Below are 16523 nucleotides of genomic sequence, written 5' to 3' on the forward strand. Positions count from 1 at the left end.
TCAACCCCTTAGTTTATCCAAAATCTCGGAAGCTCCACGCTCTATCAAGGCATTTGCCAGATTAACACCTAACAGCTCCGGAACGGTTCCATTCATAGTTTCCTTCAGCATCTGCTGACCATCAGGCGAGCCTACCATACCTGTCATGGTGATTTGATAATCTCCACCTGTAAGTTCACCTTCAACGGTTGCATACGCACCTATCGGTATTTGACAGCCTCCATTGAGTCTACCGAGAAAGCTTCGTTCTGCTGACACAGCTAGCGCTGTCCGTTCATCGTTATAGTGCCCAAGCAGCTCCAATACTTCTGTGTTGTCATTTTTACATTCGATACACAGGGCACCCTGGCCAACAGCCGGCAGACAAACCTCTGGAGGTAAATAAGATGTTATGCGATCTGTCCATCCAATACGATGCAGGCCTGCAGCTGCCAGCAGGATGGCGTCAAAGCCTTCAGACTCCAGTTTTTTGAGCCTGGAGTCGATATTGCCGCGAATGGATTCAATCTTAAGATCAGGCCGATAATGCTGCAGTTGGGAAGAACGACGCAGACTGCTTGTCCCCACCTTGGCGCCTTGAGGGAGATCATTCAGCTGGAGTGAGCCTTGCGTAATCAAGCAATCTCTCGGGTCCTCCCGCAGCGGGATCGCACCGATCATAAGACCCTCCGGAAGCTCCCATGGCATATCTTTCATGCTATGAACAGCCAGATCAATTTCACCGTCCATTAAAGCCTGCTCAATCTCCTTGACGAACAAGCCTTTACCGCCCACCTTGGACAGCGTTACATCGAGGATACGATCACCTTTGGTAATAATTTTTTTGATTTCAAATTCACAGGGGATGCCATGCTTCTTACTGATCTCCCGTAGATGTTCAACAACCTGCCCGGTTTGTGTCAGGGCCAACGCGCTCTGTCTTGTTCCCACCACGATCTTACGCATATGTTTCTCCCTCTTTGATGTATTGTTGAATCCAAAGCCCGATTTGCTTCATTCTCGCAATAGTTGGTTCAGCAGACAATCTGTCTATGAGCTCCTGCTTCCAGTATGTATCCGTACCTGAGGATCGGATCAAGGACATAAGCTCCCAATCCAGCATCACTCTAAGCATTTGCAGTCTTACCTCTATATCCTCAACCTGTGCTTGAATCAATAAACGAAGCTCCTGCACAAGATCCAGATAAGTTTCATATTCGAATCCGTAGACTTGCTCCAGCTCTTGTTTGATCTTTCTGGCAATCGTCGGGCTGGCACCTCCTGTGGAGACAGAGATGAGCAGCTTGCCGCGGCGGACCGTAGCCGGAACAATAAAGCTGCTGCCAGACGTATTATCAGCCACTGTAACCAGCTTGCCCAGTGTTTCTGCTTCCAGACGAACCGCTTCATTAATTTTCGGATTATCGGTAGCGGCGAATACGAGAATGGATTGTTCAATTTCCCGTGTACCTGCACCATACAACTCGCGAAGTATCGTCAGAGCTCCCTGCTGCATCCAATTCTCAATCTGCGGACTGCAGTCCGGGCTAATCACAGTTACAGCTGCACCTGCTTCTATCAGCGAACCTGCCTTCCGTTCAGCTACACGGCCTCCACCAACAATCACACAGGGTTTATTCTTCAGATTAACATGTACAGGATAATAATCTATGTTGGTCATGGTCACGACCATTGGTGAAACGAAGAATAGAAATTCGCGAATACTACATTGAGCGCCATAATGAAAAAAGCAGCTAAATTCCATAACGCAAGCTTATAACCCGGTGTCTTCAGCATCACTCTTTGAAATAAATAGAATACGTACGCCAGCAGCACAAACCAGGAATTAATGACTTTTGGGTCAAAAAATAATGCCGCATTTCCTTCTAGCGCAATCCACACGAAACCAAGGGACAAACCCAACAACAGCAATGGCGCTCCGATAATGACAGAAACATTCGAATAATGATCAGTTTTGTCAAGACTCGGCAATCTTTGCATCAGCTTTGACCATTGCTTTCTCTTCAGCTGCTGGTGCAGCAGTAAATACATGCCGGAAAACACGGCTGCCGCTACAAATGCCGTATAGCTCAAGATCGACAAGGAAATATGAATGAATAGCACTTCATCTTTAATATTCCAGGAAGCGAGTGACGGCGAAACTTTCGGATTACTGAAAAAATTAAGAGCAAGAACTGAGAAACCCAGCACATTGACCATAAACACAAAAAACTCGATTCGAATAAAGCGGTTCACAACCAGAGAAACCGTCACTAGCAGCCAGGTCAGCATAAACAGGGTCTCAAACATGGAAAAAGCTTCCGTGGGATCATGATAGACCAAACCGAATATCAAATATACCGTTTGCAAAACCCATACAAAAGAAAGCAACCCTGTCCCAATCCGTTTTGCACTTCGATTCGGACCAACAAAGTCCGAGAAGTAAAACAGCAGGCTCAGGGCATAGATATAAATAATAGCATCGTATAACCAACTTTTCGTAACCATTGACCAAGGCACCTCTTCCGATTACGATTTGGACAAGGCCTCAGCAGGCTTTAGGGAAACCTTCGTTAGCAGTTCTTCTTTCCAACGATTCTGTACGTCTTCAAGCTCCAGCTGACGAGCCGCTTGCTCCGCACGTTCCTGCTCTTCCAATTGCTCCTCTAACGCAAATATTTTGGTAAAATAGTCCAGCGCCTCATCACCGTGCCGTTCCGCAGCCATTTCCTTAATACGGTTTACGGGATCTCGAAGCATTTGATTCACGATACTCTTGGTTAATTTACGTATGATCTTCAGTTCTCTTTCATCCAAATCAGGAAGCTTTTTCGTTAAACTATCCATCGTCTCTTGATGTATGGAGCTTGCTTTAGTCTGTAAGGCTTGAATAACCGGACTGATTCCCAATGTCTTGGTCCATTGCTCAAAGGTCTGCAGTTCGTCTGCAATCATTTGTTCAATCATTACAGCTGTATCCCGCCGTTCCTGTAAATGGGTATTCACAATAGACTGTAAATTATCTATATCATACAAAAAGACATTAGACAAGCTGCCGATATCCGGGTCCAAGTCTCTGGGAACTGCGATATCAATCATAAATAATGGACGTGAGCGACGCTTCTGAAGGACAGCCGCGACTTGTTCTCGAGTCAATACCAATTCAGCAGCTCCCGTCGAGCTAATGACGATATCCACCTCTTCCAAACAGGCATTCAGCTTGTCCATGGTACAGGCTACACCTTGAAACTTTTCAGCCAGCTCCTGGGCACGTGTTAAGGTCCGATTGGCTACGATAACCTTATCGGCGCCGTTGGCATATAGATGCTTGACCGTTAACTCGCTCATCTTGCCTGCACCAATGATCAATACCTTTTTATGCTCGTAGCTGCCAAAAATCCGTTTGCCCAGCTCAACCGCCGCATAGCTGACCGAAACGGGATTATCGCCGATGCCTGTTTCGGTATGTGCGCGCTTCGCGAACGTTACCGCCTGCTTGAACAAGGTATTGAACATAATACCCGTCGTCTTGGTTTGCTGAGCCATAGCTAAGGAATCCTTAACCTGCCCCAGTATTTGAGTCTCACCAATAACCATCGAATCCAAACCGCTCGCGACCCTGAATAAATGATCGATTGCTTGTTCATTTTCATAAATATACAAATGACTATTGAATTCGTCTCGCGATACGCCAAACCAATTTTCAATAAACCCGCGAATATAGTGCCTGCAATGCTCACGGTCAACAACAATGTATAGCTCCGTTCGGTTGCAGGTGCCCACTATGACGGATTCCATGACGCTTTTCGTCTCTTTCAGCTGTTTAAGCGCCAAAGGTAGATCTCCTTCGGCAAACGTAAATTTCTCCCGAATCGAAACGGGTGCCGTCCGGTAATTCAAGCCCGCCACAACAATATGCATAGGTGTCACCTGCCTCCCTCCAAATAATCTCTGTTTATTATAGCATATAACATTCGGGTTCTCCGACAAATTTTTTGTATAAACTGTGAAAGCTGCAAGAGGTGTAATGTACATATTTTCAACCATTTCCTTCAGCTTTATACTGCAGTCTGTGAATGAAAGCTCCATCATTTTTACGAAAATGGAAGCTACTGCTGCATTTTTTTGCGAAGCAGCTCGGCTATCGCTTGATCAGCCTTAGCCACGATGGCACTTTGCGATGAATTGATATCAAGGCGTGAAGAAAGCAGCTTTCCGTAGGCATCAAAAAAAATGTTGAATTGCTTGTATACGTCGACTAGTGTCTGCACTTCATCCGATCGCAGGGAACGCTGCCCGCCAACCTGCAGCCGCAGCATATATTGCATAAGCTCCGTTAATCCTACTAGCGACGTAAGCGCTGGATCACCGAAGGCCAGCACAAGATGGTCATGCGTAAAATTAGCCGTATACACTGCCTGTCGCAGCGCATTCAAGCTATCTGTATCTTTTGACTTGTCTACATTTTGCAAGTAGCTGCTTAATAGCTCCATCTGAAACAGTGAAACCTGATACAGCATCTTCCCGGCGTCCTGCTTCTCCGTTGTACCTTGCACCATAGCATAGATTTGATACAGCGGCCATCCTAACAAAAAAATCAACAGCAAATAGAGTACAAGCCTTCGTTTTCTTTTCATGGGGTCCCCCTCAGAGTCAAAACTAACTTCGTAAGCATGCTGAGCCTGTCTTGTACAGTGTATGGGGTTTTGTGAACAAAAATAATACCCGCGGATTTCTCCGGGGTACTATTTTTAAGGCTTGTTTAATTGGAAGCATATACTGCTCTATTTGATTAATTGCATTTGTTTGATTACCGGTGTTTCTACTACGAGCTCACCCATTCCACGAATTAGCTTTTTGGCATGAGTCGTTTCAGGCTTCAAAACGGATACCATATAATCGATAGCCAATTGAGGATCTACCGTCTCGCCACAAGTGTAACAATCCAATGCGGCAAAACCTTTCTCAGGATAAGTATGAATGGAGAGATGACTTTCTGACAGCAATACCAATACCGTTGCACCTTGTGGTTCAAATTGTTTGGCCTGTACCGACATCACTGACGCCCCACATGCTTCTGCTGCCTCCACCATTTGCGCTTGTAACCATTCTGCATTATTGAGAAGATCAAAATCAACTCCCCAAGTATCTACAGCAACGTGTCTTCCGAAAGTCGAATATTCCATCTTTCGGTTCCCCCTTCCTAGGAATAAAATGTTTGAAAAATTTCATCCGCTAGGACCTACGTCATTCACTTCTCGAGGGAGTAATCTCTCGCAACAATAATGTCCTGAGTGAATCCTGGTTCCTATTTTGTTTGTTTTCAACGAGATTAAAAGTACCATCTATTGAACGGAAATGCAACACTTTTTTTTCGGGCAAAAAAAATACTTCTGAATCCTTGACGGAATCAGAAGTTTTCGTTAAACCCAAATCTATACTTAAGCCTCGAGTACAAACAATTGATGAGTCAATTTACTTAAACGATCATCAATTTGTTCACGAACAGCTAATTCACGAATGTCATTTCTCAAATCCAGTAAGTTGTTCACTTGAGATTTAATGCGTTCAATTTCTTGCTCCACCTCGTCCTTGCGGAACAAGCTTTCCAGCAGGCCTAACGTATCTTTATGCTCATAAATAACCCGCTCAAGCCCAGCCTTGCTTTCTACAATTCGGACTACAGAGCCACGCTCGTACTCATACACCATAATATAAGTTTCATAAATGCGATGGACCGTTGCACTGCCTTTAAAAGTTGAAACCGCTTTGCGCATCAGATTAACAAGTGTTTTATTGCGGATACGGCAAGAGCCGAGGCACACATAAGTATCATAATGCAATTCGAACGACAGGACAATTTCTTGACCCGCATCATCCAAGAGTACGATTTCCTGACTTCCATTATCGAGAATTTTCACCTGCAGGGTTACTTGCTGATCGACAAACATTTGAATAAACATGGCCATTTCGGCTTCCGTTAATTGTAGGCAGGTTTTGACATATTCAGTCGCTAACCTCATTGCCATAAAAATCCCTCGATTCTTTAATTTCGAGCCTTTTACATACCCTGCTGTAAACAAAAGCTATAAGTTCATTATTTTATATATAGTATACTACATAAAACATTTATATTCCTGTCATAAATTCATTAAATTCCGTTTTATTTTAGAAAATAACGCCTTTTCCTCGAAGAATTCCAAGCATATATCTGAATCCCTCTGTTTCCCTTACTAAGTTCTGCCGTTCACTGCAATGTATGCAAAATTAAGCAACCTACCCTGTAGATTACTTAATGAGTTAGACTATGGATGGGGATAAAACACTTTGCTGCTTGCGATTGATCACTTTAAGCGCCTCCCGATGACTTAATGGAGACAACGTATGCTGCTGCACAAACAAAATAACAGATTGTGGATCTGATTTGGACAGCTCTCTTAATGTCACTGATATTCCCTCTCAGGCAAATCCCACAGCTCCTCAATAGCCTGTATAAGCTGTTCCTCTGTTAAACATTCAAATTCCTTTACCGGGTTCGGGAGCCCAAGAAATGCAAACTGATTGTGCATATACTTCATCATAGGCATAGCGGCATCTGCATCAGCTTGCTCCTTAAACCGCTTGACGATTTCAACGACACATGCTGAATGCATACAACCACCGCATTTCCTTAAAATTAGATTTCTGGTTGAAGTTTCGTTTCCGGTTCAGGCTTGGATTCCATCGTAGGTTGGACTCCCGGTTCAAGTACAGTTTTCGGCTCAGGGGCCGACCAGCCAATCTCCTGCTCAATAACCTGCCATAATTCATCCTTACCAACACCGAGCTCAGATGAAAACAACACCATACGGTCATGCTTTTCCATCTGCAGTGTTTCTCTGATGATTTTAACATGCTTCTGCCAATGACCTTTTGTTATTTTGTCTGCTTTGGTCGTAACGACAATCAAGGGAACATCATTATGCTTAAGCCAGGCAAACATGGTCTGATCGTCTTTGGAAGGCGCATGCCGAATATCAATGATTAACAGCACCAGCTTGAGATGTTCACGGTGCAGCAAATATTGCTCGATAAACTTGCCCCATATCTCACGTTTGGATTTGGAAACCTGTGCATATCCGTAACCCGGAAGATCGACTAAATATAAGTCCGAATTGACTTTATAATAATTAAGCTGCTGGGTTTTCCCCGGCTTGGAGCTGGTTCGTGCCAGATTTTTGCGTTGGATGAGCCGATTAATCAGTGATGACTTGCCGACATTCGAACGCCCTGCCAGAGCTATCTCTGGCAAGGCGTCGGCAGGATACTGACTCGGACCAACCGCGCTGATAATAAATTCAGCTTGATTGACCTTCATAAACAATTTCACTCTCTCTTTATGGAGCTATGCTCCTTTACTTATACACCAACAGGCCTGACTAAAGCATATTCCAGCACTTCATCGACATGCGCCACCGGAATAAATCGCAGTTCGTTTCGCACGCTTTCCGGAATTTCTTCCAAGTCCTTGGCATTGTCCTTTGGAATAATGATTGTACGAATACCCGCTCTGTGCGCTGCCAGGCTTTTTTCCTTGAGCCCGCCAATCGGCAGGACACGGCCACGCAGTGTAATCTCACCTGTCATGGCAACTTCCTTGGACACAGGAATGTTCGTGAGTGCTGAAATCAAAGCAGTAGCCATTGTAATCCCAGCAGATGGTCCATCCTTAGGTATGGCGCCTTCCGGGATATGAATGTGTACATCCAGCTTTTCATGAAAGTCAGGTGCTATACGAAGCTGCCCGACGCGGGAACGCGTGTAACTGAACGCCGCCTGCGCAGATTCCTTCATGACATCTCCCAGCTTACCGGTAAGTGTCAGCTTTCCGTTGCCTGGCATTACAGTAACCTCAATGACGAGCGTATCGCCGCCTACCTCAGTCCATGCCAGCCCTGTTACAGCACCAATCTGATCGGACTCCTCCGCCATACCGTGATGGAATTTGGCTGGGCCGAGAAAATCCTTCACATTGTCGGCATGAATCGTAACTATTTCACCATCGCCTGACACAAGACGCTTAGCCGATTTACGGCAAATAGCTGCTACCTGCTGCTCCAGATTACGCACTCCTGCTTCACGCGTATACTCCCTGACAATCTTCATAAGCGCTTGCTCGTCGATAATCAGCTGATCCTCACGCAGTCCATGATCCTTCTGCTGCTTGGGCAATAAAAAATTGCGCGCGATTTTATATTTCTCAATCTCAGTATAACCCGGAATGTAGAGGACTTCCATACGATCCAACAGCGGACGCGGAATATTGTGTACAGCATTCGCCGTAGTTACAAACATCACATTGGATAAATCAAACGGAACCTCAATATAGTGATCGCTAAAAGTGCTGTTTTGCTCCGGGTCCAGCACTTCCAGAAGTGCTGCTGCCGGATCTCCACGGAAATCCATCGCCATTTTATCGATCTCATCCAGTAAAAAAACCGGGTTGGTCGTGCCGGCATTTTTCATGCCTTGAATGATTCTTCCCGGCATCGCACCGACATACGTACGCCGATGTCCACGGATTTCTGCCTCATCACGTACACCGCCCAGTGAGATGCGAACGAATTGTCGACCCAGTGATCTGGCGATCGAACGGGCGATTGACGTTTTACCAACACCTGGAGGGCCTACCAGACATAGAATCGGACCCTTTAGCTTCTTGACCAGCTGCTGTACCGCCAAATATTCCAGCACGCGTTCCTTCGGTTTTTCCAAGCCGTAATGATCCTCATTCAATATTTCTTCTGCATGAATAATATTCAGATCATCCTCGGTGAAGTTGGACCAAGGAATGCCAAGCAGCCAATCGATGTAATTACGGATGACACTGCCCTCAGCTGAGGTTGCAGGCAGCTTTTCCAGACGATCAATTTCTTTTTCGATCTTTTCCTTGACCTTCTCGGGAACTTCAGTCTCAGCAAGCAGCGAACGCAGCTCCTCAATCTCGCCTGTCCGTCCTTCTTTATCACCGAGCTCCTTTTGAATAGCCTTCATCTGCTCGCGAAGATAGTATTCCTTTTGCGTTTTCTCCATCTGCTTTTTGACGCGTTGACTGATTTTCCGTTCCAGCTCCAGCACTTCACGTTCATTGTTTAAAATACTAAGCAGCTTTTCCAAACGATCCTTAACAGGAACCGTTTCAAGAATGTCCTGCTTGTCTTTGATCTTCAAGGATAAATGACTGCAGATGACGTCAGCCAAACGACCTGGCTCATCAATATCGGAAACGGCTGCCAATGTCTCCGGTGTTACCTTTTTTGACAAATTAATGTAATGCTCGAATTGATGCAGAACCGTGCGCATTAAGGCATCGATTTCGGGATCGCTCGTTTCCTGCTCAGGCAGCTCCCTGACCTGCACCTCATAGTACTCATCATTATTTAAAAATTCGGTAATCTCTGCACGCACTACCCCTTCAACCAGTACACGGATCGTACCGTTGGGAAGCTTAAGCATTTGTCTGACTTTGGCAATCGTACCAATGCGATATATATCTTCGGTGGTAGGTTCTTCAATATTAATCTCCGACTGCGAGCATAACAGAATCAAGCTGTCGTCCACCATGGACTTCTCAAGCGCTTTTACTGATTTCTCCCTGCCCACGTCCAGATGCAGCACCATACTCGGATAAACAAGCAGTCCACGCAAAGGAAGCAATGGCAAGCGCCGCACCTTTGTTTTATTCGGTCCCATTCTGAAGCACCTCCTGAGAACTTTGCTTTGGGCAAAGTTGACTTCGTAACATTCGCTGACGTTTACATTTTATCAAAATTAAAATCAAAACACCAATCGCCCTCCCACACCCATTATCATCTCAAAAAAAAGAAAAGCCGATGCTGCTTTTATTCCAGCGCATCGGCGTGCAGCACCGTAATGGATGCGGCAGGTGCAAAATCTGGTTGTGCTCCATAGGCTTCCGGTAAAAACTTGAATTGTGATCCAAGCGCATAATCCAGCACTTCTTCAATGGATTCCACAGGAATAACCTCTAATCCGTGAAGACCGCTGAATATTTCCTGCCAATTTTCTTTGGGAATAATGACACGGGTCACACCAGCTTGAAATGCAGCTTCAACCTTTGCCACAACACCACCCACCGGCTTTACTGTACCGTGAATACCGATTTCTCCTGTCAATGCCAGATGGTTATCGACAGGTATTTGCAATATCGCTGAAGCGATAGCAACTGCCATCGAAATGCCGGCTGAAGGGCCATCAATGGGTGTTCCGCCCGGGAAGTTGACATGAAGATCAAACTTGTAAGGATTGATCCCAAGCTTCCTCAAGACAGTCATCACGTTTTCCACAGAGCCGCGCGCCATACTCTTGCGTCGGATCGTCTTTGATGATCCACCCATCTCTTCCTCGTCAACGATGCCCGTTATCGTCAGGTCGCCAATTCCACCGTGTGTAACCGGAATAGCCGTCACCTCGATTTCTAATACCATGCCCAGATTAGGACCGTATACAGCCAGCCCGTTAACAAATCCAATCTCCGGTTTGGCTCCAACCTTTTTCTCCGGCCGTGGAGGAATTTGCGAGCTGTTAACCACCCATTCCACATCAGCGGAAGTTACTGTTTTGCATGCATCGGCTAAAGCCATCCCGGCAGCCAGTTGAATAATATTAACTGCTTCCCGGCCATTCGTAGCATGCTTCTTTACGACCTCAACCGCGGCGGTATTAACAGGAAAACCGATTTTGATAAACGCCTTTTCGGCGATCTCTCCAATTTCACTCGGCAGCAGTGGTCGGAAAAATATTTCCATGCAACGCGAGCGAATAGCTGGCGGCAATTCTTGTGGATTCCGTGTCGTCGCACCGACCATTCTAAAATCGGCAGGCAGACCATTTTGAAAAATATCATGGATATAGGAAGGCACATTCGTGTCCTCCGAATTATAATACGCGCTTTCGAGGAATACTTTACGATCCTCCAGCACCTTGAGCAGCTTGTTCATTTGATGCGGATGAAGCTCGCCAATCTCATCGATAAATAAAATACCGCCGTGTGCTTTCGTTACAGCGCCTGGCTTGGGCTGAGGAATCCCGGCGACGCCCATCGCTCCCGCACCTTGATAAATCGGATCATGTACAGAACCAATCAAAGGGTCCGCTATCCCGCGTTCGTCAAACCGTGCCGTCGTCGCGTCCACCTCGGTAAATTGGGCATCTTGGCGAAACGGGGAGTCTTTGTTGCCTTTGGCTTCCTCCAGAACTACACGTGCAGCAGCCGTTTTCCCTACTCCCGGAGGTCCGTAGATGAGCACATGTTGAGGATTGGACCCGCACAAGGCTGCTTTAAGTGCCCTTAAGCCTTCCTTCTGTCCTACAATATCGTTCATCCCAGTCGGTCTAGTTTTTTCGGATAAGGGCTTGTTTAATGAGATGGAGCGAAGCTTACGCAATTTTTCCATTTCTTTTTTGGATTCTTTATCGATGGCAGTGCGATTTGTCTGCTGATTGCGCAGCAAATTCCAAAAATACATACCAATCACAACTGCAAAAAACAGCTGGATAATCATCAAAATCACACTAATATTCATTAGGGGTCCCTCCTCAGAATTTGTATATAACTTACTTGGGCAGCATAAACTCGTTTCTTGGAATTGACCTCACAAGTATGTCCTTGCATGGTAGTATTCCCCTCTTGCAGACACACTAATCCTTACCTGAGAAAGTTTTCAAGTATGTATGATAACAACGCATAGGAGAACGATAAGGAGTGAAAATGACGGAGGAGGATCCAATTACGTATGCGAATACGAATAATGCTCTCTACAATTGTGATTGTGGGTATGACCCTTTCCTGTTCGATCAGCGGTAAGGCAGCGTCAAAGCCTTATCCCTATATGATCAATCCATTTTTAACGAATGTCGATGTACTGTTGGATGTTGGCCATGGAGGTATAGATAGCGGAACGCTTCATGGGGATGTGTATGAAAAAGATATCAATCTGGAGATGGGTAAAATTACGTACAGCGTATTGCGGGAAAAAGGGCTGCGTGTTCTGCTCAACCGACTGGATGACTATGCGCTCAGCAGTGAAAACCTTTGGTTTCGCAATCGTTCCAGACATTTGAAGGATCTGGCTCAACGCAGCCATCTTGCGAACGAAATTCATCCCAAAATCGTAATCAGCCTTCATGTCAATTGGGCAACCAACAGTAAAGCACGAGGACCTGTGGTGCTGCATCAAAAAAGCGAAGAAAGCAAACAGCTCGCTACCAGCTTGCAGCGATCACTGAATCTTTTGTACGCAACAGAAACAGCTCCTGTGTATGGAAAAACTTATTTTTTGCTTAAGCATATTCAGGTTCCAGCTGTTATTGTCGAAATGGGCTTCATCTCTAACGCTCAGGACCGCGAGCAAATGATGCAGCCCCAAAAGCAGCGTCAACTTGCCGATGCCATCTCTGCCGGAATATTGGCCTATTTGCAAAAAGAGCCAGCCCACTAAGGGGCCAGCTGCGATATTTTCACAAATTCAGCATTTTGCTTCAGGGAAGGCACCGATTGCTGGATAGCGGCTGCAGTGTATTTGCCTGGCGTGCCTACATGACCAATGACAACTGTAGTCTCGTTATCCTTAACGTGTGCCTCCACCTTTCTGACCTGCTTGAAAATATGCGCACGTGTGTATTGATCATCCATGAAAATATGATTCTCAAGCGTTCTGACTCCCAGCTCCTTGGCTAAGGATTGAACCACACTTTTGTGCGTCGTTTTGCTGTCCAAGTAAATCAGATTGTTTTGTTTGCACACTTCCAGAATGATTCGCATCACCCTTGGATCTGCAGTCACCTTCGAGCCCATATGATTATTCATCCCAATTGCGAAGGGTACATCATTAATAGCAGCCTGCACTCTTGTGCGTACTTCTTCATCGGTCAAATCGGTGGTGATGGCTCCAGGTCCCAACCAGCTCTTTTTGCCGCGTACCGGCTCCATGGGCATATGGACCAATACATCGTGACCAAGCTTGTGCGCCCATTCAGCATCTCGCCGTGTCGTTGGCAGAAAAGGCATTACCGCTGCAGTAAATGGAATCGTTAAGGCCATCATGTCCTCGGTTCCACGCATATCGTTGCCAAAATCGTCAATAACAATCGCTATCTTCTTGGTTATCGCCGGTGCTTCTTCTGGCTTTGGCTCTGCTTGGCTTATACCAGAACCAAGTGAAAACAATACGACTGAGCTGGCAATAAGCCACTTTGCAGCTTTGTGCATGCTTAACCTCCTTGTGCTTCTGTAAAAAGCTAACTTGTAAGCAAATTTATTTCACCTGCTTTCCTTTGTTATTTGTCAATATCGGTCAGCCTATGCAAAGACGCCAAAAAGCAGCGCTCCCCGTTGTACAGAGAACGCTGCTTTCATTGAGTAATGGATTGTTTATGAGGTCTGTGTGGAGTGATGTTTTCTGCCAGGTATTTCGCCTGTTCTCCCAAAATGCTCCACGATAATATCGATTTCTTTTTTAAGCTCGGCCAAAAGCTCCGCTTCTGGTACTTTACGAATCATTTCTCCGTAACGGAACAGCATACCTTCTCCACGAGCTCCTGCGATCCCGATATCAGCCTCTCTGGCTTCTCCTGGACCATTTACAGCGCAGCCGAGGACAGATACCTTAATCGGCACTTTAATCTTGGCAATGTAGTCTTCTACTTCATTAGCGATCGAGAATAGATCAATATCCAGTCTACCGCAGGTCGGGCATGAAACAAGCGTAGCCGCGTTCGTAATCAAGCCGAAGGTTTTGAGCAGCTCACGAGCTACTTTAATTTCTTCAACGGGATCGGCGCTGAGTGAAATCCGCAAAGTGTTGCCCAATCCCATGTTCAGCAAAGCGCCAATACCCGCAGCACTTTTCACTGAGCCCGTAAACAAGGTTCCCGCCTCAGTGATTCCAAGATGCAGCGGATACCGGAATGCTTCTGCGGCTTTTTGGTAAGCAGCAATGGCCATCGGCACATCCGATGCTTTCAAGGAGACGATGATGTCATGGAAATCAAGCTCTTCGAGAATATTGATATGAAACAGTGCGCTTTCGACCATGGCTTCCGGCGTTGGATACCCATATTTTTCCAAAAGGTGGTTTTCCAAAGAACCTGCGTTTACCCCGATCCGAATCGGGATTCCGCGCTCCTTGCAGGCTTTAACAACCGCTTCTACTTTCTCGCGGCGGCCGATATTACCCGGATTGATCCGAACCTTGTCAATGCCATTCTCAATTGCCATCAGTGCAAGACGGTGATCAAAATGAATATCAGCAACCAAAGGGATGTGAATTTGTCTCTTGATCTCTTTGATCGCTTCTGCTGCTTCTTTGTTATTAACGGTAACGCGTACCATCTGACATCCGGCTTCTTCCAAACGGTGAATTTCAGCAACCGTCGCTTTGACATCAGCCGTTTTGGTTGTGCACATGCTCTGCATAATGACTTCGTTGCTTCCACCGATTGTCAAATTCCCTACTTTAACGGGAATGGTCTCCGCTCTGTGAAACATAACATATATCTCTCCCATGATACCAAACATCCTCCGCTCCGATTCAAGCCGGATCGGCCAGTAAATGGATTGGAGGCTGCTATGGTTAGTATATACTCAAGCTTAGGCGCTCTCTTCTTTTTTCTTCAACGATGCTTTGCCATCTTTGCTTCCAGCAGTAATTTCGGGAGCAACCTTGGATTGTACAGCTTCCTTCGTCACTACGCAGCTGGAGTTTTCTGTATGAGAAGGAGCTTCATACATCACTTCAAGCATGATGCTTTCGATAATGGCTCTTAAGCCACGGGCACCTGTATTCCGTTTGATCGCTTCACGAGCAATTTCCTCGAGCGCTTCCGCATTGAACTCCAAATTCACGCTGTCCATTTCAAGCAGCTTTTGATACTGCTTAACAAGCGCATTTTTAGGCTCCGTCAGGATGCGAACAAGTGCCGGCTCATCAAGCGGCTCCAAAGTTGAGATAACCGGAAGCCGTCCAACGAATTCGGGAATCAAACCGAAACGAAGCAAATCCTCCGGCAGCACCATGGACAGGTACTCGCCCGGCTTCAAATCAACCTTCACGCCATCAGTACCAAAACCGATTACTTTTTTGCCGAGTCTGCGTTTGATGATTTGCTCCAAACCGTCGAAGGCACCACCGCAAATAAATAAAATGTTGGTTGTATCGATCTGAATGAATTCCTGATGTGGATGCTTACGTCCGCCTTGCGGTGGAACCGAAGCTACTGTACCTTCCAGGATTTTCAACAAAGCCTGTTGCACACCTTCACCGGATACATCTCGTGTAATGGATGGGTTTTCCGATTTACGTGCTACCTTATCAATTTCATCGATATAGATGATGCCGCGCTCTGCTTTTTCCACATCATAATCAGCAGCCTGGATCAGCTTTAACAAAATATTTTCAACGTCTTCGCCAACATAACCAGCTTCAGTCAAAGAAGTAGCATCCGCAATGGCAAAAGGCACGTTCAAAATTTTGGCTAAAGTTTGAGCAAGCAGCGTTTTACCGCTTCCTGTTGGTCCCAGAAGAACGATATTGCTCTTTTGCAATTCAACCTCTTCTGATTTGCTTTGCTGTGAATTGATTCGCTTGTAGTGATTATAAACCGCTACAGACAACGATTTCTTAGCTTGTTCCTGACCAATAACGTATTGATCCAAAATATTACGAATTTCCTTTGGCTTTGGTACATCCTTCAGATCAAGCTCTTCTTCGTGACCCAATTCTTCCTCAACGATTTCTGTGCAAAGCTCAATACATTCATCGCATATATAAACTCCCGGCCCAGCTACCAGCTTGCGTACTTGTTCCTGCGATTTGCCGCAGAATGAGCATTTGAGTTGGCCTTTTTCATCGTTAAATTTAAACATGGGATCACTCCTTATCCATTCAATTCGCTACGAGTGATGACCGCATCAATGAGCCCATAGTTCTTGGCTTCCTCTGCACTCATGAAGTTATCACGGTCGGTATCGCGCTCAATTTTTTCATATGGCTGCCCTGTCCGGTCTACATATATCTGATTCAGCTTCTGCTTGGTTTTGATAATCCAATCCGCATGAATCTTAATGTCTGAAGCCTGGCCTCTGACACCACCCAGTGGCTGGTGAATCATGACCTCACTATTAGGCAGTGCAAAACGTTTGCCTGGTGCGCCTGCTGTTAATAACAGAGATCCCATGCTGGCTGCCATGCCGACACAAATCGTTGAAACATCCGGCTTAATAAACTGCATCGTATCATATATACCCAATCCGGCAGTAACCGAACCGCCAGGAGAATTGATGTACAAATGAATATCCTTCTCCGCATCACTCGCAGATAAGAATAGCAGCTGAGCAATAACGAGGTTGGCAACATCATCGTCAATGCCGCTACCGATAAAGATGATCCGGTCCTTTAATAGGCGGGAATAAATATCATACGAGCGTTCTCCGCGTCCTTCCTGCTCGACAACCATAGGTATCAGACCCATTGTTCCAACCCCTT

Annotated in this window: 17 protein-coding genes; 1 reads left to right on the top strand and 16 read right to left on the bottom strand. The window is 45.8% G+C overall.

Translation table 11 applies throughout. The features are described from left to right. The 12 genes from hemC to lonB form a co-directional block, all read right to left on the bottom strand. On the bottom strand, window positions 1-945 hold the full coding sequence (gene hemC, locus LRL21_RS03615) for a hydroxymethylbilane synthase (RefSeq protein ID WP_240414395.1): 945 nt from the start codon (window positions 943-945) through the stop codon (window positions 1-3). Then, on the bottom strand, window positions 938-1660 hold the full coding sequence (locus LRL21_RS03620) for a precorrin-2 dehydrogenase/sirohydrochlorin ferrochelatase family protein (RefSeq protein WP_240414396.1): 723 nt from the start codon (window positions 1658-1660) through the stop codon (window positions 938-940). The genes hemC and LRL21_RS03620 overlap by 8 nt, the downstream gene beginning before the upstream one ends. 2 nt (window positions 1661-1662) lie before the next feature. Further along, the gene (locus LRL21_RS03625) at window positions 1663-2487 is read right to left on the bottom strand and encodes a cytochrome C assembly family protein (RefSeq protein WP_240414397.1); all 825 of its coding nucleotides are present in this window, start codon (window positions 2485-2487) and stop codon (window positions 1663-1665) included. A gap of 21 nt (window positions 2488-2508) precedes the next feature. Beyond that, entirely contained in the window at window positions 2509-3900 is a 1392-nt protein-coding gene (hemA, locus tag LRL21_RS03630) for a glutamyl-tRNA reductase (protein WP_240414647.1), read from the bottom strand. A gap of 188 nt (window positions 3901-4088) precedes the next feature. Beyond that, on the bottom strand, window positions 4089-4616 hold the full coding sequence (locus tag LRL21_RS03635; RefSeq protein WP_240414398.1) for an S-adenosylmethionine decarboxylase: 528 nt from the start codon (window positions 4614-4616) through the stop codon (window positions 4089-4091). A gap of 147 nt (window positions 4617-4763) precedes the next feature. Continuing rightward, window positions 4764-5165, bottom strand: a complete 402-nt coding sequence (gene speD, locus LRL21_RS03640) for an adenosylmethionine decarboxylase (protein ID WP_076231477.1) — start codon at window positions 5163-5165, stop codon at window positions 4764-4766. A gap of 255 nt (window positions 5166-5420) precedes the next feature. Next, window positions 5421-6008 (bottom strand): non-ribosomal peptide synthetase module, encoded by a 588-nt coding sequence (locus LRL21_RS03645; protein WP_240414399.1) that lies wholly within the window; start codon window positions 6006-6008, stop codon window positions 5421-5423. 271 nt (window positions 6009-6279) lie between these two features. After that, window positions 6280-6426 (bottom strand): DNA alkylation repair protein, encoded by a 147-nt coding sequence (locus LRL21_RS03650; protein ID WP_240414400.1) that lies wholly within the window; start codon window positions 6424-6426, stop codon window positions 6280-6282. Continuing rightward, entirely contained in the window at window positions 6423-6632 is a 210-nt protein-coding gene (locus LRL21_RS03655; RefSeq protein ID WP_240414401.1) for a DNA alkylation repair protein, read from the bottom strand. Before LRL21_RS03655 ends, LRL21_RS03650 begins: the two co-directional genes overlap by 4 nt. A gap of 23 nt (window positions 6633-6655) precedes the next feature. Continuing rightward, a complete protein-coding gene (yihA, locus tag LRL21_RS03660) occupies window positions 6656-7336 on the bottom strand; it encodes a ribosome biogenesis GTP-binding protein YihA/YsxC (protein ID WP_240414402.1) in 681 nt (226 codons plus the stop codon). A gap of 41 nt (window positions 7337-7377) precedes the next feature. Then, entirely contained in the window at window positions 7378-9711 is a 2334-nt protein-coding gene (gene lon / locus LRL21_RS03665) for an endopeptidase La (protein WP_240414403.1), read from the bottom strand. 149 nt (window positions 9712-9860) lie between these two features. Continuing rightward, window positions 9861-11564: an ATP-dependent protease LonB gene (gene lonB / locus LRL21_RS03670; RefSeq protein WP_240414404.1), complete on the bottom strand. Its 1704-nt coding sequence runs from the start codon at window positions 11562-11564 to the stop codon at window positions 9861-9863. A 210-nt stretch (window positions 11565-11774) separates the two neighbouring features. Here lonB and LRL21_RS03675 point away from each other — a divergent pair, with 210 nt between their 5' ends. Next, window positions 11775-12479 carry an N-acetylmuramoyl-L-alanine amidase family protein gene (locus LRL21_RS03675; RefSeq protein WP_240414405.1) on the top strand — a complete coding sequence of 235 codons (705 nt, stop codon included), beginning with the start codon at window positions 11775-11777 and terminating at the stop codon, window positions 12477-12479. On the opposite strand, the gene LRL21_RS03680 is transcribed toward LRL21_RS03675, so the two are convergent. The 4 genes from LRL21_RS03680 to clpP form a co-directional block, all read right to left on the bottom strand. Beyond that, on the bottom strand, window positions 12476-13249 hold the full coding sequence (locus LRL21_RS03680; protein ID WP_240414406.1) for a divergent polysaccharide deacetylase family protein: 774 nt from the start codon (window positions 13247-13249) through the stop codon (window positions 12476-12478). The two genes, LRL21_RS03675 and LRL21_RS03680, sit on opposite strands and share 4 nt — an antisense overlap. 162 nt (window positions 13250-13411) lie before the next feature. Beyond that, the gene (gene ispG / locus LRL21_RS03685; protein ID WP_240414407.1) at window positions 13412-14527 is read right to left on the bottom strand and encodes a flavodoxin-dependent (E)-4-hydroxy-3-methylbut-2-enyl-diphosphate synthase; all 1116 of its coding nucleotides are present in this window, start codon (window positions 14525-14527) and stop codon (window positions 13412-13414) included. Window positions 14528-14629: 102 nt separating this feature from the next. Beyond that, a complete protein-coding gene (gene clpX, locus LRL21_RS03690) occupies window positions 14630-15904 on the bottom strand; it encodes an ATP-dependent protease ATP-binding subunit ClpX (protein WP_240414408.1) in 1275 nt (424 codons plus the stop codon). Between the two features lie 11 nt (window positions 15905-15915). Continuing rightward, the gene (clpP, locus tag LRL21_RS03695; protein ID WP_076231454.1) at window positions 15916-16509 is read right to left on the bottom strand and encodes an ATP-dependent Clp endopeptidase proteolytic subunit ClpP; all 594 of its coding nucleotides are present in this window, start codon (window positions 16507-16509) and stop codon (window positions 15916-15918) included. Window positions 16510-16523: the final 14 nt, after the last annotated feature.

This window comes from Paenibacillus periandrae, assembly GCF_022458865.1.
GTDB classification, from domain to species: Bacteria; Bacillota; Bacilli; order Paenibacillales; family NBRC-103111; genus Paenibacillus_S; species Paenibacillus_S periandrae.

Coding starts and splice junctions, on each gene's coding strand:
- lon (WP_240414403.1), bottom strand. CDS start 9,711: ATGGGACCGAATAAAACAAAGGTGCGGCGCTTGCCATTGCTTCCTTTG.
- lonB (WP_240414404.1), bottom strand. CDS start 11,564: ATGAATATTAGTGTGATTTTGATGATTATCCAGCTGTTTTTTGCAGTT.
- yihA (WP_240414402.1), bottom strand. CDS start 7,336: ATGAAGGTCAATCAAGCTGAATTTATTATCAGCGCGGTTGGTCCGAGT.
- clpX (WP_240414408.1), bottom strand. CDS start 15,904: ATGTTTAAATTTAACGATGAAAAAGGCCAACTCAAATGCTCATTCTGC.
- LRL21_RS03625 (WP_240414397.1), bottom strand. CDS start 2,487: ATGGTTACGAAAAGTTGGTTATACGATGCTATTATTTATATCTATGCC.
- hemC (WP_240414395.1), bottom strand. CDS start 945: ATGCGTAAGATCGTGGTGGGAACAAGACAGAGCGCGTTGGCCCTGACA.
- speD (WP_076231477.1), bottom strand. CDS start 5,165: ATGGAATATTCGACTTTCGGAAGACACGTTGCTGTAGATACTTGGGGA.
- LRL21_RS03675 (WP_240414405.1), top strand. CDS start 11,775: ATGCGAATACGAATAATGCTCTCTACAATTGTGATTGTGGGTATGACC.
- LRL21_RS03680 (WP_240414406.1), bottom strand. CDS start 13,249: ATGCACAAAGCTGCAAAGTGGCTTATTGCCAGCTCAGTCGTATTGTTT.
- LRL21_RS03635 (WP_240414398.1), bottom strand. CDS start 4,616: ATGAAAAGAAAACGAAGGCTTGTACTCTATTTGCTGTTGATTTTTTTG.
- LRL21_RS03655 (WP_240414401.1), bottom strand. CDS start 6,632: ATGCATTCAGCATGTGTCGTTGAAATCGTCAAGCGGTTTAAGGAGCAA.
- LRL21_RS03620 (WP_240414396.1), bottom strand. CDS start 1,660: ATGACCAACATAGATTATTATCCTGTACATGTTAATCTGAAGAATAAA.
- ispG (WP_240414407.1), bottom strand. CDS start 14,527: ATGTTTCACAGAGCGGAGACCATTCCCGTTAAAGTAGGGAATTTGACA.
- LRL21_RS03645 (WP_240414399.1), bottom strand. CDS start 6,008: ATGGCAATGAGGTTAGCGACTGAATATGTCAAAACCTGCCTACAATTA.
- hemA (WP_240414647.1), bottom strand. CDS start 3,900: ATGCATATTGTTGTGGCGGGCTTGAATTACCGGACGGCACCCGTTTCG.
- clpP (WP_076231454.1), bottom strand. CDS start 16,509: ATGGGTCTGATACCTATGGTTGTCGAGCAGGAAGGACGCGGAGAACGC.